This is a genomic window from Fulvivirga sedimenti, assembly GCF_020328055.1.
The window spans coordinates 963,044-983,905 of record NZ_JAIXNE010000003.1 but is presented as its reverse complement, the minus strand read 5'-3'; the positions used below and the strand labels follow the sequence as shown (position 1 = coordinate 983,905).

Here is a 20,862-nt window from a genome sequence, read left to right as displayed (position 1 = left end):
GGGAAAAAGGGATTATAATTTAGAATGTCTCAAAATAGTTAGACATATTGGAAGATAGACATGCCGGGAGTAACTTTGGTGCGTCTGGAAATTCATTAAAAACCCTGAAATTGATTATATGAGTTGGTTGACAAATGCCTTGTCGAGTACCCTGGGCCGCAAATTACTGATGGCGGCGACAGGATTGTTTCTTATTACATTTCTGGTGGTCCATCTTGCCGGAAATCTGCAGCTACTTTCAGATGACGGAGGAGAGTCATTCAATGTATATGCGAAGTTTATGACCACGAACACGTTCATTAAAACGACTTCGTATCTGCTGTATGCGACCTTTCTTATCCACATTATTTGGGCGATTTTGCTGTCGGTAAATAACCGTAGTGCACGTCCTGTAGGTTACAAGGTTTCCGCCGCTTCAACGAACAGCACATGGAGTTCACGTAACATGGGCTTCCTGGGAACCATCGTTTTTATCTTCCTGGTGATTCACCTCGCAAATTTCTGGTGGAAAATGAAGTTTGGCGAGATGCCAATGGTTGAATATGATGGCGCAGAATATAAGGATCTCTATACTGTGGTAAGCACTGCATTTGGTGAACTTTGGCTGGTGATCCTTTACGTGGTTGCCATGATCGGCCTCATGTTCCATTTGTTTCATGGGTTTCAGAGTGCGTTTCAAACCCTCGGACTTAACCATCCCAAATACAACCCGGCCATTAAGATCATAGGATCGATCATTGCTATTGTTATACCGGCATTATTTGCAAGTATTCCGATCCTGATGTACCTGAACTAAGTGAGCATTTAAAAATTATCGAATAGATGAATTTAGATTCAAAAATACCTGAAGGCCCGTTAGCGGAGAAATGGGAAAAGCATAAATTTAATATCAAGCTCGTTAACCCGGCGAATAAGCGGAAATACGACATTATTGTTGTTGGTACCGGGCTGGCAGGAGCTTCTGCCGCGGCATCGTTTGGTGAACTTGGCTACAACGTAAAGGCGTTCTGTTTCCAGGACAGCCCGCGACGCGCGCACAGTATTGCCGCCCAGGGAGGGATTAATGCGGCGAAGAATTATCAGAATGACGGGGATAGCGTCTTCAGACTTTTTTACGATACGATTAAGGGCGGTGATTACCGTTCGAGAGAAGCCAATGTGTTCAGGCTGGCTGAGGTAAGTGTGAACATTATTGACCAATGTGTTGCCCAGGGCGTTCCCTTTGCACGTGAATATGGTGGATTGCTGTCAAACCGCTCATTTGGTGGGGCACAGGTCTCCAGAACATTTTATGCTCGCGGGCAAACCGGGCAGCAGCTGTTGCTGGGCGCATACAGTGCATTGAGCCGGCAGGTTGCGAATGGTAAAGTTCAGTTGTTCCCTCGTCATGAGATGTTGGATGTGGTGGTGGTTGATGGAAAAGCACGGGGAATTGTTACCCGGAATCTAATCACCGGAAAGATAGATTCGCACAGTGCACATGCTGTGGTACTGGCTACCGGCGGTTATGGCAACGTTTTTTACCTGTCTACCAATGCAATGGGATCCAATGCCACTGCCGCGTGGCGGGCACACAAACGTGGTGCATTGTTTGCTAACCCTTGCTTCACCCAGATTCACCCTACCTGTATTCCTGTTTCCGGAGATCACCAGTCAAAGCTTACGCTGATGTCTGAATCCCTGCGAAATGACGGTCGGGTTTGGGTACCAAAAACCGTGGAAGATGCTGAAAAGATCCGTAATGGCAGCCTCAAACCTACCGATCTTCCTGAGGAAAAACGTGACTATTACCTGGAAAGAAAATATCCTTCATTCGGAAATCTTGTTCCCAGGGATGTTGCCTCAAGAAATGCCAAGTATGTATGTGATGAAGGCAGAGGCGTGAATAAATCCGGACTGGCAGTATATCTTGATTTCGCTGATGCGATTAAACGTGATGGCAGAGATGTGATCGCCAGCAAGTATGGAAACCTCTTCGATATGTATGAGCAGATTACAGGGGATAATCCATATGAAACACCTATGAAGATTTTCCCTGCGGTTCATTATACGATGGGCGGACTATGGGTTGACTATAATTTGCAGACCACCATACCTGGCCTCTACGCGATCGGTGAAGCTAATTTCTCCGATCATGGTGCAAACAGGCTCGGGGCAAGTGCCCTTATGCAGGGACTTGCTGATGGTTATTTCGTTATACCTTACACTATCGGTGATTACCTGGCGCAAACTCCATATGAGAAGGTACCGGCAGACCATGATGCATTCAAGGAGGTTGAGAAGGAAGTTTCAGATCGAATCGGCAAACTCCTTTCGATCAATGGCACGAAGACGGTAGACCAGTTTCATAAGGAACTTGGAAATATCATGTGGGAGTATTGCGGGATGTCGCGAACAGCAGAAGGACTAAAGAAGGCTAAAGCAGAGATACAGCAATTGAAGGAAGAGTTCTGGAATAATGTAAAAGTTGTTGGTGGCAACGAAGAGCTCAATCAATCACTGGAGAAGGCGAACCGGGTTGCGGATTTTATCGAGCTTGGAGAGCTCATGATCGACGATGCACTGGACAGAGATGAATCATGCGGTGGTCACTTCAGGGAAGAATCGCAAACTGAAGAAGGGGAGGCGAAGCGGAAAGATGACGAATACAGTTATGTGGCTGCGTGGGAATATGCTGGTCCGCAAAAACCGGAAATTCTTCGAAAGGAGCAGCTCGTATTCGAAAATGTTAAATTGACACAACGTAGTTATAAGTAATCCTTAAGGATAGAAATATTTAAGTATGAAGATTACATTAAAAGTTTGGAGACAGAAAAACGCCAGTGATAAAGGCGGATTTGTAACCTATAATCTGGACGATGTATCGCCGGATATGTCTTTTCTGGAAATGTTTGATGTCCTGAACGAAGACCTGGTAAAAAAAGGAGAAGATCCTGTCCATTTCGATCATGATTGCCGTGAAGGTATTTGTGGAATGTGCAGTATGTATATCAATGGTAAACCTCACGGACCAAAACAGACCACAACCTGCCAGCTACATATGCGAAGCTTTAGTGACGGGGATACTATCACAGTAGAACCATGGCGCGCAAAGGCATTTCCGGTTGTGAAGGATCTTGTTGTGGACCGTGGTTCTTTCGATAGAATTATTCAGGCGGGGGGATATGTTTCGGTGAATACAGGAGGCGTACCCGATGCTAATGAAATACCTATTCCAAAGGCAATTGCGGATGAGGCATTTGATGCAGCAACCTGTATCGGTTGCGGGGCTTGTGTAGCTGCATGTAAGAATGCATCTGCTATGCTGTTCACCTCGGCTAAAATTTCCCAGCTGGCAATGCTTCCACAGGGACAGGTAGAGCGAAAATCACGTGCAGAGAAGATGATTGCACAGATGGATGCTGAAGGGTTTGGTGCATGTACCAATACTGGCGCTTGTTCTGCTGAGTGCCCTAAAGGTATCAAGCTTGAGAATATTGCCCGGATGAACCGTGAGTATTTTTCCGCTAAAGTTTCATCGGAAAATATCTGATTCATCAAATAAGGACATAAAAAAAGCGCTGTGGGAACAGCGCTTTTTTTATTTCTTCAGAAAGGATTTATACGCCTCCCTGTTCAATTAATCCCCAGGCAATCAGACCCACACCAACGATAATGGCTACGGCACCCAGACCACCAGAAGCAAGGATAGCGATAACAATACCGGCTGCGGCGATCACAATACCAATGAAAACTTTTTTATTCATTGCCTGTGAAGAATCGGTATCCTTTACACTCTTAATTTCTTTGATCTCGCGCACGAGCTGTTTCTTCACCTCTTTGTGTGCACGTTTTTCTTCCTTGCGGATTTCTTTCTTGAGTTCCTTCTGATCAAGTTCTGAAGATTTCAGGTTGGCAACATTTTCCTTATGTTCCTCAACGATCTTTTTTATGGACGGAATTTCTGCGAGTTGCGCTACAACACTTTTATTGGTGCTGGCAACCATGGTTTCTTCGGGTTTGATTTCAGACACATTTTCTTCTTTAATGGTCTTCTGATCATCCGTTTTTACCACCTGCTTTTCATCCTTATAGAACTCCCTGGAGTTATTGAAACTGGCTGTGTATTTCGGAGCACATGAAGAAAATACAATTCCTCCGAACAGCAGGACGAGCGAGCTTATTTTAGTAACTTTTTTAAACATAGTATTTAATTTTAATTAGGTTGGGTAATGAAATTTTAATTTACGGATTAAATTTTAAATCAAAACTCAACCATAACGAAAAAATTGTGCAAAATAAACTCAGGCAGCGCATAATTATTCAGTGTTTTCCATATCTCACTGAATACCTCGAAAAGGAAGTATCTCATCTTGGCTTCCAGATAGAGCGCGTTGAACGCACCGCTGTGTGGTTGCAGGGCAATCTCGAAGATACGATGAGATTGAATCTCAACCTTCGTACCGCTAACCGTGTACTCTTGCTGATCGATGAATTTCAGGCAGCCGGGCCCGATATACTTTACAGGGAACTATTGCGTGTTCCCTGGGAGAAAATCATCCCAAAAGACGGCTATTTAAGTATACATGGCTATGTGAAGAACGACTTCATACGTGATAACAGGTTCGCATTCATGAAGATGAAGGATGCGATTGTCGACCGTATGAACGAAAAGAACGGGGTTAGGCCTGATTCCGGTCCGGATATGTCAGGAACAGTCATTTATTTACACTGGGTGGGACCCACCGTTGCTGTGTATTTGGACACTTCCGGAGAAACGATCGCAAAGCATGGATACCGTAAAATTCCAGGCAAAGCCCCGATGATGGAGTCGCTGGCAGCCGCCGTGGTGATGTCGACCGGCTGGGACACGCGCTCTGCCTTTATCAATCCCATGTGCGGTAGTGGAACAATCGCCATCGAGGCGGCCCTTATGGCGCGAAATATTGCCCCGGGAAGTTTCCGTTCAAACTTTGGGTTCATGCATTGCAACGCGTATCGGCAGGAAGTTTGGGATAAGGTTAGGTCCGACGTCAGCGGCGGTGAAAAAACCGCACCCGTTATTATTGCTTCGGATCATGACCAGCAGGCTGTCCGGGATGCGCAAATGAATGCCCGTGCGGCGGGTGTTGAGGAGATGATCACTTTTGAGCATTGTAATTTTACCGAAACTTCCATTCCCGAAGGAGAGGGGATTATAATCCTTAATCCGGAATATGGCGAACGATTGGGAGTAACCAATGCATTGGAAAAGGTATATAAGGATATAGGTGATTTCTTTAAATCGAGGGGTAAAGGTAAAAAAGGGTATGTTTTTACAGGAAATCCCGATCTCGCCAAAAAAGTTGGCCTGCGTACGAGTAGCAGAACACCTTTTCTGAATGCACGCATTGAATGTCGTTTACTTGAGTATGAACTATATGCGGGATCCAGAAAAAAATGATACATTAAACAAAGTATGGTCGCATTTCTATGAAACAGATCAAGATTCTAGCAGAGCTTCTCTGGTATTCGCTGCCTGTTCAGTTGTTGCTGAACCACTTCAAGCGAAACCAGATGTTGTTGCTGTGGTGGGTGTTTCTGTTTGCGATTATATCCGGAAATTTCGGCAACTATCTCGGGGTCCCCTACCTGTTTCTTGATCCGGTTTACCTTGATGATGTAGGGTTTTTTAGTTTCCTGGCTATGGGAGCTGTTTTTGCCGGTTTGTCCATGATCTTTCACATAACCTCGTACATCCTCGACGGACCGCGGTTTTCATTCATCGGTACGGTTAGTCAGCCGTTCTTCACCTTTTCTGTAAACAACAGTCTCATACCCCTTTCCTTCATGATTGCTTATATGGTTCTGGTTGTGCAGTATCAGATCACCAATGAATTTACCGAAGGATCAACGCTTCTGATTTACATCCTGGGGATCATTACTGGCTTCAGTCTTATGACCATAGCGTTTTATGTCTACATCCGGTTCACCAACAAGGATATTTTCAGATATGTAGTGTGCAAGGTGGATGAAAAACTGAAGGAGAATATTACTGTTACAAGGGCGAGCGCTATGAAAAAATTGCAGCTTGCACGGAAGCGGCAGTTGCGTGTAGATACATTCATTGACAGGAATTTTGATTTCCGAAAGGTGCCGAACAATGAAGGGTTCTATGATAAGGCTACTATTCTCCAGGTTTTTGATCAGAATCACCTGAATCTGGTAACCGTAGAGTTGGTCTTGTTTCTTATCCTCCTGTTTATCGGGGTCTTTAATGACTACCCGGTATTTCAGATTCCTGCCGCGGCCAGTACGGTAATTCTTATTACCATTTTTGTCATGTTTACCGGCGCATTTTCATACTGGTTCGGAAGCTGGGCAGGTACCGCAGCATTAGTGCTTTTGTTCGTGGTTAATTTCATGGTTCAGCAGAATGTGCTTGAAAAGACGTATAAGGCATATGGCCTGAACTATTCAGTTGAGGAAAAACCGGTTTATTCCGATAAACAAATCCGGAGTATGACTAAGCCGGCAATGTTCAGAAAGGACAGTCTTGAAACGGTTGAAATACTGAACAACTGGAGGGCGAAATTTAATCGTCCCCCAAAAATGATCTTTGTTTGCGTCAGTGGCGGGGGCCAGCGGGCTGCTCTTTGGTCTTATAACGTACTCGATGAAATTGATCATCAGACCAGCGGAAAATTTATGGAGCAGACGATGCTGATCACGGGTGCTTCGGGCGGACTTATTGGCGCTGCATATTTTCGTGAGTTGATCTATCAGCAAAAGATTGGTCAGTTGGAGAACAGGGATGATCCCATGTTTCGTGAACAGCTCGGAAGGGATAACCTCAATGCAGTTATTTTTAGTTTTTTAATGAATGATCTCTTTTCGGGGTGGCGAAAATTTGAGTACGGAGGATACAGATATGCCCGAGACCGGGGTTTTTCCTTTGAGGAACAGCTTAATAAAAATACCGGAAAGCTTTTTGATAAATCGCTCCACGCCTTCAAAGAACCTGAGCAGCAGGCCCTGATTCCAATGATGATTCTGGCGCCGACGATCGTGAATGACGGACGAAAGCTTTACATTTCCCCACAACATATTTCCTATATGGTGAATCCGGTGACGAATAATTATCCGGAAGAAAAAGTTACAGGAATTGAATTCCAGCGGTTTTTTGAAAGCGTGGGGGGTGAAGATCTGCGGTTTTTAAGTGCTCTGCGGATGAATGCCACTTTCCCCTATATCACACCGAACGTAACGTTGCCAAGTGAACCTGCGCTTGAAATTATGGATGCCGGCGTCAATGATAATTTTGGGATTTCGGATGCAGTCCGGTTCATGTTTGTATTCAGGGAGTGGATTGCCCGAAATACCAGTGGAGTGCTGCTTATTTCGATTCGTGATTCCGACAAAAACCCTGAAGTGCTGCCGCGTAATTCTCTTTCACTTTTCGATCGGATCACATTGCCCATCAGTACGATTTACCAGAATTTTGAAAGTATGCAGGATATCACCAATGATACCCAGGTTGAATATGCCAATAGCTGGATGAAGGTGCCTTTCGACCGAATTGATATTCAGTATATTCCGGATGAGTTATCAAAGGAAAACCTTTCCGTTGCAGATAGTCTCAGGATGGAAAATGCCCAACGGGCTTCGTTATCGTGGCGGCTTACCCAGCGTGAAAAGGAGAGCTTGCTGCGAAACCTTCAGACAGAAAAAAACAGAAACGCTTTTCTCCAAATAAGATCAATTGTTCAGGAAGGGCAGGCTAACTAATGATTGTTAGTAAAATCAGGTGATAATCTGTAATTTTGGCGCAATTTTAGAGATACCTGATGAAAGATACCAAACCATACAAGCCTAAAAATAAAATTCGAATTGTCACTGCAGCCAGTTTGTTCGACGGGCATGATGCAGCGATCAATATTATGCGCCGGATCATCCAGGCCACAGGTTGCGAGGTGATACACCTGGGGCACGACAGAAGTGTTGAGGAGGTTGTAAATACAGCCATTCAGGAGGATGCCCAGGCCATCGCTATGACATCCTATCAGGGCGGGCATATGGAATATTTTAAATATATGCACGACCTTCTGAAAGAAAGGGGGGCTGGTCATATTAAGATCTTCGGCGGCGGCGGTGGCGTGATACTTCCGGATGAAATTGCCGAGTTGCATGCCTATGGTATTACACGTATCTATTCACCCGATGACGGGCGGTCACTGGGGCTTCAGGGTATGATCAACGACCTGGTGCAGCAGAGTGATTTTCCTACGGGTATGAATCTGAATGGTGAAGTCTCTCATTTGAAGGAGAAAGATGTACAGGCAATCGCGCATCTGATCTCGGCGGCGGAAAATTTCCCTGAAAAAGCTGAGCCGGAGCTTAAAGAAGTACATCAGATCGCCAGCAAGGTAAAAGTGCCTGTGTTGGGAATCACCGGTACCGGCGGGGCGGGAAAATCTTCGCTTGTTGATGAGCTGGTGAGGCGATTCCTGCTGGATTTTGAAGATAAGAAATTAGCGATCGTTTCAGTGGACCCCTCAAAACGTAAGACAGGAGGCGCGTTGCTTGGCGACCGTATTCGAATGAATGCAATAAATAATGAACGGGTATACATGCGTTCCCTGGCCACACGTCAGTCTAACCTCGCCCTGTCCAGGCATGTGAATGAGGCGATCCAGGTGCTTAAGGCGGCGGCATTTGATCTGATCATCCTGGAAACTTCAGGTATCGGTCAATCGGATACGGAAATCACGGATCATTCAGATGTCTCCCTTTATGTGATGACCCCGGAATATGGTGCGGCAACACAGCTTGAGAAGATCGACATGCTGGATTTTGCAGATGTTATTGCCATCAATAAATTCGATAAGCGAGGTGCACTGGATGCGTTGCGGGATGTGAAGAAACAGTACAAGCGCAATCATAACCTGTGGGATGCTAACGATGAGGATCTCCCCGTTTATGGCACTATTGCCTCCCAGTTTAATGACCCCGGAATGAATCAGCTTTATATGAAGCTGATGGATGTTATTTCAGAAAGGACCGAAGCACCGTTGAAATCCAATTTTGAGCGAAGCGGTGAGATGTCTGAAAAAATATGGGTCATTCCACCGAAACGAACCCGATACCTTAGTGAAATCGCCGAGAGCAATCGTTCCTATGACGAATGGGTTGAGCATCAGTCTGCACTGGCGCAAAAACTTTACGGACTGCATGTATCCATTAAGTTGCTGGAAGAAAATGACGGTGATCCGGAATTGCTGAAATCCCTGCGCGGGACCTATGATAAGTTTGCGTTGGATTTCGATAAACGCAATGATCAGCTCCTGAAAGAGTTTCCGGGTAAAGTGAAGAAATATAAGGATGATGTGTACACTTTCCAGGTGCGGGATAGGGAGATTTCGATTAAAACGCATTCAGAATCTTTGTCCCATCTTCAAATACCGAAGGTGGCGCTGCCGAGATATGAAGCCTGGGGCGACCTGTTAAAATGGTTATTGCAGGAAAATGTCCCGGGGGAATTTCCATATACGGCTGGTATCTATCCCTTCAAACGCGAAGGTGAAGATCCTACGCGCATGTTCGCTGGTGAAGGCGGACCGGAACGAACCAACCGGAGATTTCATTATGTAAGTCTGGATATGCCGGCAAAGCGGCTTTCCACTGCGTTTGATTCGGTAACGCTGTACGGTAACGATCCTGATTACCGTCCGGATATCTATGGGAAAATCGGGAATTCAGGCGTATCCATATGCTGTCTAGATGATGCCAAGAAGTTGTATTCAGGCTTCAACCTTGCTGATCCCGGCACTTCGGTTTCGATGACCATCAATGGTCCGGCCCCGATGCTGTTGGCATATTTCATGAATGCAGCCATTGATCAGCAATGTGAACTCTACATTCAGGAGAATGGTTTGGAAGAGGAAGTTGAAGCGAAGATTAAGGCCATTTATAAGGGCAAGGAGAGACCTGCCTACCAGGGGGATCTTCCTGAAGGAAATGATGGTCTCGGACTCATGCTCCTTGGCGTAACCGGGGATCAGGTTTTACCCGCTGATATATATGAGAAGATCAAAAAAGAGACGCTTAGTGCTGTGCGGGGGACTGTTCAGGCGGATATTCTTAAAGAGGATCAGGCGCAAAACACGTGCATTTTCTCCACAGAGTTTGCGTTGCGCCTGATGGGCGATGTGCAGGAATATTTTATTGAAAATAATGTTCGAAATTTCTACAGTGTATCCATATCGGGCTATCACATTGCCGAGGCAGGTGCAAATCCGATCACGCAGCTGGCCTTCACGCTTGCCAATGGGTTTACATATGTTGAGTACTACCTCAGCAGAGGAATGGATATTAATAAATTCGCCCCGAATCTTTCATTTTTCTTTTCCAACGGGATCGACCCGGAATACGCTGTAATCGGCCGGGTAGCACGTAGGATATGGGCGAAGGCTATGAGGGATAAATATGGCGCGAACGCGCGATCGCAGATGCTGAAATATCATATTCAGACTTCAGGCCGGTCCCTTCATGCCCAGGAAATTGATTTTAATGATATTCGAACTACCCTCCAGGCTTTATATGCCATCTATGATAATTGTAATTCCCTTCATACCAATGCGTATGATGAGGCGATTACCACCCCTACAGAGGAGTCAGTGCGCAGGGCAATGGCCATTCAGCTGATTATAAATAAGGAGCTGGGCCTGGCGAAGAATGAAAATCCACTGCAGGGGTCATTTGTTATTGAAGAACTTACCGATCTGGTAGAAGAAGCTGTACTGCTCGAGTTCGACAGAATTACCGAACGCGGTGGAGTATTAGGAGCCATGGAAACCATGTATCAGCGCAGCAAGATCCAGGAAGAAAGTCTGTATTATGAAACACTGAAGCACAACGGGGATTATCCCATCATTGGTGTAAATACTTTCTTAAGCTCGAAGGGTTCGCCAACTATTATTCCAGGCGAAGTGATCCGTGCGACAAGGGAGGAAAAGGAGTACCAGATTTCCATGCTCAGAAACTTGCACGATCATCATCGGGATAATATCGGAAAGGCACTGAAACATGTTCAGGAATCAGCCATTCAGAATAAAAATATTTTTTCTGAATTAATGGAAGCCGCAAAAATCTGTTCGTTGGGCCAGATCACGCATTCTCTGTTCGAGGTGGGCGGCCAGTATCGACGGAATATGTAATCAGGAATTTTGATTGATGGCAAGTTGCAGGTGAGCCAGATGGTGCCTGCAATGCCAGCTGTATTGTGCCGTGGCTTCATCCAGCGTAAAGATGCTGTGCGCGTGTTCCGGATGAATATACGTACGTGAGAACTCTGCTTCGGTCATATTTTCAAGCAGTGCAGTCCATCGTTTATGGAGCCCTTCCAGAAGGCGGACAGACCACCAGATATCTACTTTCTGTGTATCGTATAGTTCTGCCCATGCTGATTGTCGGTATGGAAGAATAGTTGGCTGATCTTCGGTAAGAGCAAGTTTGAATCGTATTACTGCATTCATATGACTATCGGCGCAATGATGAATGAGCTGCTGGATTGTCCACCCACCGGGACGATAGGTATAATGCAATCCTTCGGGCTGCAGTGGCTCTATCAGGTTTTTGATTTGCTCGGGAAAATTACGGATATCTTCAATGCGTTCAGCTCTGGGACGGTTGGTTTCCCTGATACTGAACGGTCCGATCGGGAATTTTAATGGATCCATGGTGGAAATATTCGTGGCTGTAAATATGGGGCAAAAACATGATCGACGGATCACGCTTTTAAATCGTCATCTAAAATGGTAATTTCACACGAATGCTGCGAATTTTAGTCCTTTTATTTTTCATTTCGGCTGCTGCACTCGGACAGGACGGACAGCCTCTTGCATACCTGGAGGAGATCAATGACGCCTATGAGCCCGTGTTAAAACAGCAGTGGGAATTTGCCCGTGCTCTTGCGCAGGGACAGCCTGCAGATCTTATTGACAAGCAGAGAACATCACTCCTGGGGGAAATCCGTGAAGCACGAAATGAGATTCGCAGGATGCCACCGCATCGGGGAAATTCTGCACTACGTGATTCGGTTGTGAGATTCCTTGATATAAGCTATGATGTGGTCCGCGAGGATTATGCCCGGATTGTTGATATGGAACGTATTTCCAGGGATAGTTATGACAAGATGGAAACCTACCTTCGTGCACAGGAAGAGGCGTACGTCCGAATGAGTGCCGCTGCTCGGGCAATGAAGAAGTCGGAGGAGGAATTCGCCAAAAAGTTCGGGATCCGGCTTGTTAATTCTGATGACAAGTTTGCACAGAAGTTGAAGGAGTTAAACGATACCTTTGGTTATTACAACCGTATATATCTCACCTTTTTCAATGCCTATCAGCAGGAACTTCAGATGTTCAGGGCTGTTGAAAAGCAAGAGGCAGATGCCATCAATGCTGAACGAAGAACGCTTGAAGCCATGGCCCAAACTGGGCTTGAAAGTCTCGAGCGGGCAGGCGCATACAAGGGTGACAGAACACTTAAGTCGGCCGCTGCAGAAAACCTGCGATTTTACCAGGACGAGGCAAGTGTAAGGCTTCAGCCGATGGTAGATTATTACCTTTCCCTGAAGGAACTGAAAACCCTCAAAGGAAAACTGGATTCCGAATCATCCGCTGATCAGCGCAAAATTCTTACAGATCGTTATAATGAGCTTGTGAGGGGCATAAATGATTCGGCCAGAAACCTGGATGAGCTTAGTGAACAACTCAACGACGAACGCGCGATGCACCTGGATAAGTGGAACAGGGTGTCTGAATCATTCCTTAGAAAATTTATTGAGTAGGAGAATTCAACATCTTCCTGATAGGCAATTTTTCCACTGATATCTATTTGAACTTTTCCTATATTTGTCCAGCCATGCAGCGCAAACTAATATTAGATAGCCCGCTTCTGGATATAACCATCAACCGGTTATGTCAGCAACTGATTGAAAATCACGGTAATTTTAATGATTCGGTCATTTTGGGTCTTCAGCCTCGCGGAGTTTATCTGGCTGAGTTGGTGCATCATACGCTTGAAAAGGAAACAAATAACAAAATCCCCCTCGGGTATCTCGACACAACGTTTCACAGGGATGATTTTCGCAGGAGAGATACCCCGGCGAAAGCAAATGCAACCAGGGTTTCCTTCATCATCGAGGATAAAAATGTGGTACTAATCGATGATGTCCTTTTTACAGGTCGCTCGGTGAGGGCAGCCCTTGATGCCATGATTGCCTTCGGCCGGCCGCGAAAAGTCGAGTTGCTCGTTTTAATAAATCGTAAATATACCCGTGAACTTCCTATTGAGGCAGACTATATCGGGCGGAGCGTGAATACCATGGAATCACAACGTGTTCTGGTGGAATGGAAGACACAAGGTCATAAAACAAACAAAATCTGGTTGATCAATAAGGAATTGAAATAAAATGTCGCAACTGAGTCAGAAGCATTTACTGGGAATCAAGGATATCACAAAAGCGGATATGGATTTGATTTTCCAGACGGCAAAAAGTTTCAAGGAAGTCATCAACCGGCCCATCAAGAAAGTTCCATCACTCAGAGACATTACAATCGCCAATGTCTTTTTCGAAAACAGCACCCGTACCCGGCTTTCTTTTGAACTTGCTGAAAAACGATTGTCGGCGGATGTAATAAACTTCTCATCTTCCAGCAGTTCGGTGAAAAAGGGAGAGACACTCCTGGACACAGTGAACAACATTCTGGCAATGAAGGTGGATATGGTGGTCATGCGCCACAGTAGTCCGGGCGCACCTCATTTTCTGGCCAAGCATATCGACGCTAATATTGTAAATGCCGGAGATGGCACACATGAACATCCTACCCAGGCACTCCTCGATACATTCTCGATCCTGGAAAAATACGGAACCCTCGATAATCTCAAAGTAGCGATCATTGGAGACATTCTTCATTCACGAGTGGCGATATCAAATATTTTTGCTCTAAAAAAGATGGGGGCTCAGGTAATGGTATGCGGACCGAATACGCTGCTTCCCAAATATATTGCAGAACTGGGGGTTCGCGTTGAACTTGATGTGAAAAAGGCCCTGCAATGGTGTGATGTGGCCAATGTCCTGCGCATTCAGTTGGAGCGTCAGCAAATTAAATATTTCCCTTCACTGAGGGAGTATAGCCTGTATTACGGTATTAATAAGAGACTTCTGAGTGAAATTGATCATCAAATTACCATCATGCACCCAGGACCAATCAATCGGGGAGTCGAACTAAACAGCGATGTGGCCGATTCGGATCATAGCATAATTCTTGAACAGGTTGAAAACGGAGTGGCGGTACGAATGGCCGTTCTCTATTTACTCGCAGGCAAACAGGGATAAAGCGAATCCCTGAAATGCACGTATTTCTTGCTACTTTTGTTAATGAAATAAATACCTTCCATGTACTACAATTCAATCATCGAAACCATTGGTAACACTCCAATTGTCAGGCTCAATAATGTGAACCGGGGGATCAGGGGTACCATTCTTGTGAAAGTTGAATATTTTAACCCGGGAAATTCCATGAAAGACCGGATGGCGTTAAAAATGATCGAAGACGCTGAAAAAGACGGCCGGTTGAAGCCGGGAGGAACCATCATTGAAGGTACTTCCGGAAATACGGGAATGGGTCTTGCGCTAACGGCCATTGCCAAGGGTTACAAGTGTATTTTTACTCTTGCCGATAAACAATCACAGGAGAAAATAGACATTCTTCGTGCCGTAGGTGCAGAGGTAATCGTCTGCCCGACAAACGTGGCGTCAGATGATCCTAGGTCCTATTATTCAGTTGCAAGGAAGTTGAACCAGGATATCCCCAACTCTTTCTATCCGAACCAGTACGATAATCTTTCAAATACCCTTGCACACTACGAAACCACAGGTCCTGAGATCTGGCAGCAAACCGAAGGTAAAATCACGCATTATGCCGCAGGGGTTGGAACGGGAGGATCCATGTGTGGAACGGCGAAGTATCTGAAGGAGCAAAATCCGGATGTGGTATCTGTGGGGATCGATACCTATGGTTCGGTATTCAAGAAATATAAGGAAACAGGAGTATTCGATGAGAATGAAATCTATCCCTACCTTACCGAAGGGATCGGCGAAGATATATTACCCAAGAATGTTGATTTTGATCTGATCGATCACTTCATAAAGGTGACGGATAAGGACGGCGCCATAATGACGCGGAGACTGGCCCGCGAGGAGGGATTATTTGTTGGCTGGTCCTGCGGATCTGCTGTGCACGGTGCATTGGAATATGCGCGGGAACATTTGTCAGACGATGACATGATGGTCATTATTTTACCTGATCATGGAACACGTTACCTGGGTAAGATCTACAACGACAACTGGATGAAGGATCATGGGTTTTATGAAGCCCGGGATTTTGCCACTGCCAAGGATATCATTACCGGAAAGAATGGACGGGACCAGTTATTTACCGTTTCCAGGGAAACGCGAGTGGGCGATGTGATCAGAATGTTAAATTCCAACGGTATAGACCAGGTGCCGGTGGTGGATGGAGATCATTTTGTCGGGAGTATAACCACAGGGAAAATTCTGGAAACACTTGTTGAAAGACCTGAATGCAAGGATGAACCGGTTGATAATATCATGGATGATCCGATGCCATTCGTGGCGATGGATAATACCCTGGATGTGTTGTCATCGATGATGAATAAAAATACGAAGGCAGTGCTCGTGCGGGATAATAATGATGAGGTTCATATTGTTACCCAACATGATTTGCTGGCTGCCATTACCTCATAATCTGGCATGGTCATTGCTAAATTAATGCTGGTTGATAACATGTTTAAGTAAGTTTTGGGAGAGCCCCGGTCGCATGACCGGGGTTTTTTTGTTCGGATTTAGAATTTACAACAACCCTTGTGTGTTGAACGACTTAATAATCCGTAATTTTCTAATTCGAAAAATGCGAGTGTCATGTTGAGAATTCTGTTTCCATATATTTTTATTTTACTCTTGGTTTCAGGTTGTGGTGAAAATTCAGCCACGACAATAGAAACTGTAGATCCGTTGCCTTCCTGGCAGGGTGACTCCAGGGATGCCTTAATTGAATTTGTAGAGTCGGTGACGAATGAAGGCGGGGCGAATTATGTGCCGCCCGCAGACCGTATTGCGACCTTCGATAATGATGGCACACTGTGGGCAGAGCAACCGGTATATTTTCAGCTTATTTTCGCTTTCGACCGCGTAAAACAATTGGCAGACCAGCATCCTGAATGGCAGGGTGATTCGTTGATGTCTGCCGCCATTCGCGGAGACGTCAAGACGGTTTCCGGATTTGGAATGGGAGGATTACTAAAGATTGTTGCTGCGTCGCATGCAGGAATGACCACAACAGAATTTGAAGGAATTGTGACCGAATGGATAGAGACAGCCCGACATCCGGTTTCGGGCAGAAAATATACCGAGATGGTTTATCAGCCAATGCTGGAATTGCTGGCCTATCTTAGAGCCAATGATTTTAAGACATTCATCGTTTCCGGTGGGGGTATAGAGTTCATGCGCCCCTGGGCCGAGGCCGTTTATGGTATACCGCCTGAACAGGTTATGGGAAGCAGTATCAAGGTGGAATGGGAAGAATCCGGGGATAGCTTTGTTCTAAGGCGGCTTCCTGAACTGAATTTCATTGACGATAAGGAAGGTAAGCCGGTCGGGATTCATTATTTCATTGGAAAAAGACCGTTGGCCGCCTTCGGAAATTCAGATGGAGATCTTCAAATGCTTCAGTGGACCGACGGCCGTGAAGGTCCTTCATTCCAGATGTATATACATCACACCGATGCGGAAAGGGAATGGGCATATGATCGCGATTCACACATCGGCGGATTAGATAAGGGTCTCGACATTGCAGCTGAAAAAGGTTGGGTTGTGGTCGATATGAAAAATGACTGGAAAACCATTTATCCCCCTGCTTCAGAGTAATTTCTATTCCTTTCGTTTCGCGGCAAATACGCCATTGGGCTGTGTAAATACAGCTTCTGTTATTTTGCCGGAGTCATTGGCGGTAAACTTCACCTTGAACCCGTCCAGTCCTTTGATCGCAAAGGAATCATCACCCGTGGGAATCAGTGTATATTCCGGCTGGTTTGGAACAATGAGGTGTAATTCATCATCTTTCGTAAAGAACCTGGCGACCATACCGCCCAATTCATATTCCCCTGTATATTTTTGAAGTTCTCCCTCGGTGATATCAACGGCTTCGATGGCGCGTTTGAACAGGATAGGGTCCAGTGTAGGTTCGATGTTTAACGTAAATCCCGAAATATCCCCGCTTGCATCTGTTTGATAAACTACGCGAAGCAGACTGGAAGTGGTATCAACGCCATACTTATTTATAAAGTGTGGTTCGAATACATCGTAATGATAATGCTCCAGCCAGAGTGAGGCATCATTAGAGTTGGCAAAGAGTGAATCATTCCTAAAGGTCACCCTGATTTTTCCTGCTGCAGGATTCTCAAAACTCCCGGTATAATCTGTTATGGGATGAGAAAGTTGCGTATTTTCCTTACGATTAGAACTGGTGGATTTCACTGTTTCCTGTTGGGCAGCTATTTGCTCATCACGCTGTTTCTTCAGTCGGTCGCTCCAGTTAATCTTATTCAAACCCAGCATTCGGTCTGCAACCAGGTTTCGTACGATACCGGGAATGGGCGATCCATTTTGATTGGTAAGTACGACAATCCCTAAACTGTCGGAAGGAAAGAATGACGTGCTGGCTGAAAAGCCATCTATGTTGCCGCCATGCTCTACACGGTAATGGCCCCGGTACGATGAAAGGAACCAGCCATACCCATAATTGGCCAGAAAGGCATCCGGAAGCTCTGCCGAAGGTAATCCGGCCGTAACGACCATTTGGGAACTCATCGCCTCCTGTGCATAATCGGCCGGGATGATTTCTTTACCGTTGAATTTGCCACCGTTGATCCAGACTTTCAGCCATGCTGTCATTTCATTCACGCTGCTGTTAATGCTTCCTGCGGGTGCCATCCCCCGGATTTCATAATAATCCATGGAGCGAATGACTTCATCATTTTTCAATTCATATCCGGTAGCATAATCTGCACGGCTGGTCATTTCCTTAATATCCACTGCCGCAGTATTCATCCCGAGCGGTTTGAAAAATCGTTCACGGATGTTATCCTCCCATGACTTTCCTGTGACTTCTTCTGCAATTACCCCCTGGGCAAGGAACATAAAGTTATTGTATTGCCATTGTTCCCGTACACCGAATGTTGGCTCCTGAAACTCAATTCGGGCCATGAGGCTGTCCCGGTTGTCAGTCGGAAAGAAATACCAGGAATAGTCATGCCGTGGAAGTCCGGTGCGGTGACACATCAGATCCCGAATTGTGATCTGGTCATTCATTTCATTATTGTAGAATTTAAGTCCGTCGATATACTTTCCAGGAGGGTCATCGAACGTTAGCTCCGTTTCACTGCGAAGAATGCCTAACAGTGCCGAAGTAAATGATTTACTGCAGGATCCGATCGCAAAGAGGGTGTTCGCCGTAACAGGGAGTCCCTTCTCTATATCCCGTTGGCCGAATCCGTTGGAATAGATTACCTCATTCCCTTCCACAACCGCGACGGCAAAACCCGGGGCCTTCCAGTTCCCGAGCAATTCATTGAGTTCTTTTTCAATGCCTTTTAAGCGTTTGTCGGTTGCCTGAGTAAAAGCGATTGACGGGATTAAAAACAGCAGTAACAGTAGTCGGACAGATTTCATTTTTTAGCAGTTGGATATGCCTATAAGGTACTAAAAAAGTATAAATGCCCCTAGCATTCGTGCATGATGAATTTGTTTAATCCAGTTTTACTTTTTCTCTTTTTGGATATGATGCAAACTCAGGTCATTTTCCATAAAGGAAAAAATTATCTCTTAATTGCGTTGCTTACCAGGGAGATGACAAATAAGATGAGAAAGACGAAGAAGAGAACTTTAGCAATGCCTGCAGCACTGGCTGCGATGTTTCCGAAACCAAAAACAGCAGCGATCAGGGCAATTATCAGGAATATGACTGACCAGCGTAACATGATAATAATATACAAAATCGGCGGAATAAAGTAAACTTACCGACTTAGTTGATCGGTAAATTCGATTTCTTTTGAAGCTTTTTTATCGCATAGTTCAGGGCGTCTTTCTGAATTTTGGCATTTGACCTGTTGATGATCATTTGATTCACGTCGTCATCAAAATCAGATTCAGAAGGGGTAACTTCCCAAGCGGTCATTCTGTGGTGGTAGATCATTTCACCATCGGGTACCGTAAATACCATCAGTTCAACACGTGCAGAATTTTCGGTATTATCCTCTCCGTCTGCACCGATGGAAAATCCCCCACCTTCCGATTCATTCCCCTCCAGGTTAAGCTGAAGCACGTAACGGAATCTTTTATCACAAAGAGTGGAGAGCATTTTACCGTCAGAGGCATCGATATCAGCGGGTGCCAGTCCATTTGCTATTGCCGCCGTGATGAACATAACAGAATCACCGATTCGTTTTTCCGTCAGCTTTAAGATCTGTTCGGTTAGTTCGATCCGGCTTTCCTGTGATACATTTGTTGCAAGGGCATTGATCAACCAGCTGGTTGATTTGAAGGTAACCTTATTAGGGGTGAGATATTTATCCTCGTAAGTGGTTGAGGAAGATTGTACCTGGGTAATGCTGCTGCACCGTTCAAGGTTAAACAATACGATCAGAAGGATTACGGTGATACAAAGACGGTTCACGATGATTATACCAGTATAATTTTTTTTCGTGGACCGACTTCAAATTCCGATGGCGGTCCGAAATGCCGCCCGATAAAATCATCCATTTCACCCAATGTTTTATCTGACAGGAGATTCGCCAGTTTGTCCAATACCATATGACTGATCATATAGGGCATTGCCGGCAGCAGCAGACGGTCATAAATGCACTGTGCGTAGATCTGATATTCAGCGGTTTCTTCCCTCGACGCCCCGGTGATCAGACATTCATCGATCCATTTCTCCGGTTCATCGGGAAAATCTTCGATAAGCTCATTCCGCCGCTTCTGATTCATATTCTTTTCCAGGAACTGGCCGATTTTCTGCATCGATTCCAGTGACATTTTCTGACGCATTTGATCTGCACAGTTGATACAAATGGCATATTCAAAGATCACATCATATCCCCTGAGGCCTTCATATTTCTTGATTGCTTTTTCAATAAAATACGGAATTTCCTTGTCCAATAAATACCGGTCACATTCTATGCATCGGTCAAAAAGTGTTCCGGTTGCATAGGACTGAAAAATTTCAGGGATCGGTTTTGCGGAAAATCGCAGTTCCTCTTCGTTCATTTCGTCGAAATAAAAGGTCCGTTTTTAACCCAACTGACCAGGGAATTTACCTGATCCTGGGTAAGTCGTGCTTCTTCGTGTGTCCAGGTGTAGCTGTCAAGGGGCATTTCTCCTTCACCTACTTCTTCCATGAGCTCTTCAAGCTTGTGGTTTTGACGTTTTGTTTCATAGTTGCCCCATTCCGAAAAATTCAAATGCTTCCGACCGTCATTGATATGATCTTTCAGCCAGAATTTCACAGGGGCGATATTGGAATACCACGGGTAAACCGTCTCATAGGAATGGCAGTCATAGCATGCCTGTTTAAGTATAATGCTAACTTCCTGCGGCGGATTGGTCATTGCAATAAAGTCTTTCGATGCTTCAACTTCAGGCACATCTGTATCAATTGGAATAAACTGAATAACGATGAGTGCCACCAAAAGGACTAATAAAATTTTTCGTATCATCTTGGTTGGTGATTCAATTGTCATTAATAACCGAATATAGTAACTTTT

General features: G+C 45.2%; 18 protein-coding genes. 11 read left to right on the top strand and 7 right to left on the bottom strand.

Translation table 11 applies throughout. The annotated features are described in order from the left end of the window. The first annotated feature begins 118 nt into the window (after positions 1-118). From LDX50_RS16680 to LDX50_RS16670, 3 genes are read left to right on the top strand one after another with little or no spacing between them, the layout of a single operon-like run. A complete protein-coding gene (locus LDX50_RS16680) occupies positions 119-796 on the top strand; it encodes a succinate dehydrogenase cytochrome b subunit (protein WP_225698444.1) in 678 nt (225 codons plus the stop codon). Positions 797-822: 26 nt separating this feature from the next. Then, entirely contained in the window at positions 823-2,757 is a 1,935-nt protein-coding gene (locus LDX50_RS16675) for a fumarate reductase/succinate dehydrogenase flavoprotein subunit (protein ID WP_225698443.1), read from the top strand. 25 nt (positions 2,758-2,782) lie between these two features. Then, entirely contained in the window at positions 2,783-3,532 is a 750-nt protein-coding gene (locus LDX50_RS16670; protein ID WP_225698442.1) for a succinate dehydrogenase/fumarate reductase iron-sulfur subunit, read from the top strand. Positions 3,533-3,599: 67 nt separating this feature from the next. Here LDX50_RS16670 and LDX50_RS16665 read toward each other — a convergent pair whose 3' ends face one another. Further along, entirely contained in the window at positions 3,600-4,184 is a 585-nt protein-coding gene (locus LDX50_RS16665; RefSeq protein ID WP_225698441.1) for a TroA family protein, read from the bottom strand. A gap of 86 nt (positions 4,185-4,270) precedes the next feature. Here LDX50_RS16665 and LDX50_RS16660 point away from each other — a divergent pair, with 86 nt between their 5' ends. Genes LDX50_RS16660 through LDX50_RS16650 form a run of 3 tightly spaced genes read left to right on the top strand, consistent with a single transcriptional unit; the run spans position 4,271 to position 11,174 of the window. Continuing rightward, positions 4,271-5,422, top strand: a complete 1,152-nt coding sequence (locus tag LDX50_RS16660; protein WP_225698440.1) for a THUMP domain-containing class I SAM-dependent RNA methyltransferase — start codon at positions 4,271-4,273, stop codon at positions 5,420-5,422. A 29-nt stretch (positions 5,423-5,451) separates the two neighbouring features. Continuing rightward, positions 5,452-7,746 carry a patatin-like phospholipase family protein gene (locus tag LDX50_RS16655; protein ID WP_225698439.1) on the top strand — a complete coding sequence of 765 codons (2,295 nt, stop codon included), beginning with the start codon at positions 5,452-5,454 and terminating at the stop codon, positions 7,744-7,746. 59 nt (positions 7,747-7,805) lie between these two features. Beyond that, the gene (locus LDX50_RS16650; protein ID WP_225698438.1) at positions 7,806-11,174 is read left to right on the top strand and encodes a methylmalonyl-CoA mutase family protein; all 3,369 of its coding nucleotides are present in this window, start codon (positions 7,806-7,808) and stop codon (positions 11,172-11,174) included. On the opposite strand, the gene LDX50_RS16645 is transcribed toward LDX50_RS16650, so the two are convergent. Then, positions 11,175-11,696, bottom strand: coding sequence for a YfiT family bacillithiol transferase (locus tag LDX50_RS16645; protein WP_225698437.1), 522 nt, complete (start codon positions 11,694-11,696; stop codon positions 11,175-11,177). Between the two features lie 92 nt (positions 11,697-11,788). Here LDX50_RS16645 and LDX50_RS16640 point away from each other — a divergent pair, with 92 nt between their 5' ends. From LDX50_RS16640 to LDX50_RS16620, 5 genes are all read left to right on the top strand, one after another. Continuing rightward, positions 11,789-12,805: an LIC11966 family surface protein gene (locus LDX50_RS16640; RefSeq protein WP_225698436.1), complete on the top strand. Its 1,017-nt coding sequence runs from the start codon at positions 11,789-11,791 to the stop codon at positions 12,803-12,805. A gap of 74 nt (positions 12,806-12,879) precedes the next feature. Then, complete coding sequence (gene pyrR / locus LDX50_RS16635; protein WP_225698435.1) at positions 12,880-13,428, top strand: bifunctional pyr operon transcriptional regulator/uracil phosphoribosyltransferase PyrR; 549 nt, start codon at positions 12,880-12,882, stop codon at positions 13,426-13,428. A 1-nt stretch (position 13,429) separates the two neighbouring features. Next, entirely contained in the window at positions 13,430-14,356 is a 927-nt protein-coding gene (locus tag LDX50_RS16630) for an aspartate carbamoyltransferase catalytic subunit (protein WP_225698434.1), read from the top strand. A 60-nt stretch (positions 14,357-14,416) separates the two neighbouring features. Beyond that, complete coding sequence (locus LDX50_RS16625) at positions 14,417-15,787, top strand: cystathionine beta-synthase (protein ID WP_225698433.1); 1,371 nt, start codon at positions 14,417-14,419, stop codon at positions 15,785-15,787. Between the two features lie 174 nt (positions 15,788-15,961). After that, complete coding sequence (locus LDX50_RS16620; protein WP_225698432.1) at positions 15,962-16,966, top strand: HAD family hydrolase; 1,005 nt, start codon at positions 15,962-15,964, stop codon at positions 16,964-16,966. Positions 16,967-16,969: 3 nt separating this feature from the next. On the opposite strand, the gene LDX50_RS16615 is transcribed toward LDX50_RS16620, so the two are convergent. The 5 genes from LDX50_RS16615 to LDX50_RS16595 all read right to left on the bottom strand — a co-directional run bounded on the left by LDX50_RS16615 (position 16,970) and on the right by LDX50_RS16595 (position 20,814). Next, complete coding sequence (locus LDX50_RS16615) at positions 16,970-18,769, bottom strand: serine hydrolase (RefSeq protein ID WP_225698431.1); 1,800 nt, start codon at positions 18,767-18,769, stop codon at positions 16,970-16,972. Positions 18,770-18,915: 146 nt separating this feature from the next. Next, positions 18,916-19,077 carry a DUF1328 domain-containing protein gene (locus tag LDX50_RS16610; protein WP_225698430.1) on the bottom strand — a complete coding sequence of 54 codons (162 nt, stop codon included), beginning with the start codon at positions 19,075-19,077 and terminating at the stop codon, positions 18,916-18,918. Between the two features lie 44 nt (positions 19,078-19,121). Continuing rightward, positions 19,122-19,772: a hypothetical protein gene (locus tag LDX50_RS16605; RefSeq protein ID WP_225698429.1), complete on the bottom strand. Its 651-nt coding sequence runs from the start codon at positions 19,770-19,772 to the stop codon at positions 19,122-19,124. Between the two features lie 5 nt (positions 19,773-19,777). Then, positions 19,778-20,365, bottom strand: a complete 588-nt coding sequence (locus LDX50_RS16600; protein ID WP_225698428.1) for a hypothetical protein — start codon at positions 20,363-20,365, stop codon at positions 19,778-19,780. Further along, positions 20,362-20,814, bottom strand: a complete 453-nt coding sequence (locus tag LDX50_RS16595) for a heme-binding domain-containing protein (protein WP_225698427.1) — start codon at positions 20,812-20,814, stop codon at positions 20,362-20,364. The genes LDX50_RS16600 and LDX50_RS16595 overlap by 4 nt, the downstream gene beginning before the upstream one ends. Positions 20,815-20,862 lie beyond the last annotated feature (48 nt).

Excerpts from the sequence above, each read along its gene's own strand:
- LDX50_RS16680 (WP_225698444.1), top strand. The coding sequence starts at position 119 with ATGAGTTGGTTGACAAATGCCTTGTCGAGTACCCTGGGCCGCAAATTA.
- LDX50_RS16675 (WP_225698443.1), top strand. The coding sequence starts at position 823 with ATGAATTTAGATTCAAAAATACCTGAAGGCCCGTTAGCGGAGAAATGG.
- LDX50_RS16670 (WP_225698442.1), top strand. The coding sequence starts at position 2,783 with ATGAAGATTACATTAAAAGTTTGGAGACAGAAAAACGCCAGTGATAAA.
- LDX50_RS16665 (WP_225698441.1), bottom strand. The coding sequence starts at position 4,184 with ATGTTTAAAAAAGTTACTAAAATAAGCTCGCTCGTCCTGCTGTTCGGA.
- LDX50_RS16655 (WP_225698439.1), top strand. The coding sequence starts at position 5,452 with ATGAAACAGATCAAGATTCTAGCAGAGCTTCTCTGGTATTCGCTGCCT.
- LDX50_RS16650 (WP_225698438.1), top strand. The coding sequence starts at position 7,806 with ATGAAAGATACCAAACCATACAAGCCTAAAAATAAAATTCGAATTGTC.
- LDX50_RS16645 (WP_225698437.1), bottom strand. The coding sequence starts at position 11,696 with ATGGATCCATTAAAATTCCCGATCGGACCGTTCAGTATCAGGGAAACC.
- LDX50_RS16640 (WP_225698436.1), top strand. The coding sequence starts at position 11,789 with ATGCTGCGAATTTTAGTCCTTTTATTTTTCATTTCGGCTGCTGCACTC.
- pyrR (WP_225698435.1), top strand. The coding sequence starts at position 12,880 with ATGCAGCGCAAACTAATATTAGATAGCCCGCTTCTGGATATAACCATC.
- LDX50_RS16630 (WP_225698434.1), top strand. The coding sequence starts at position 13,430 with ATGTCGCAACTGAGTCAGAAGCATTTACTGGGAATCAAGGATATCACA.
- LDX50_RS16625 (WP_225698433.1), top strand. The coding sequence starts at position 14,417 with ATGTACTACAATTCAATCATCGAAACCATTGGTAACACTCCAATTGTC.
- LDX50_RS16620 (WP_225698432.1), top strand. The coding sequence starts at position 15,962 with ATGTTGAGAATTCTGTTTCCATATATTTTTATTTTACTCTTGGTTTCA.
- LDX50_RS16615 (WP_225698431.1), bottom strand. The coding sequence starts at position 18,769 with ATGAAATCTGTCCGACTACTGTTACTGCTGTTTTTAATCCCGTCAATC.
- LDX50_RS16610 (WP_225698430.1), bottom strand. The coding sequence starts at position 19,077 with ATGTTACGCTGGTCAGTCATATTCCTGATAATTGCCCTGATCGCTGCT.
- LDX50_RS16600 (WP_225698428.1), bottom strand. The coding sequence starts at position 20,365 with ATGAACGAAGAGGAACTGCGATTTTCCGCAAAACCGATCCCTGAAATT.
- LDX50_RS16595 (WP_225698427.1), bottom strand. The coding sequence starts at position 20,814 with ATGATACGAAAAATTTTATTAGTCCTTTTGGTGGCACTCATCGTTATT.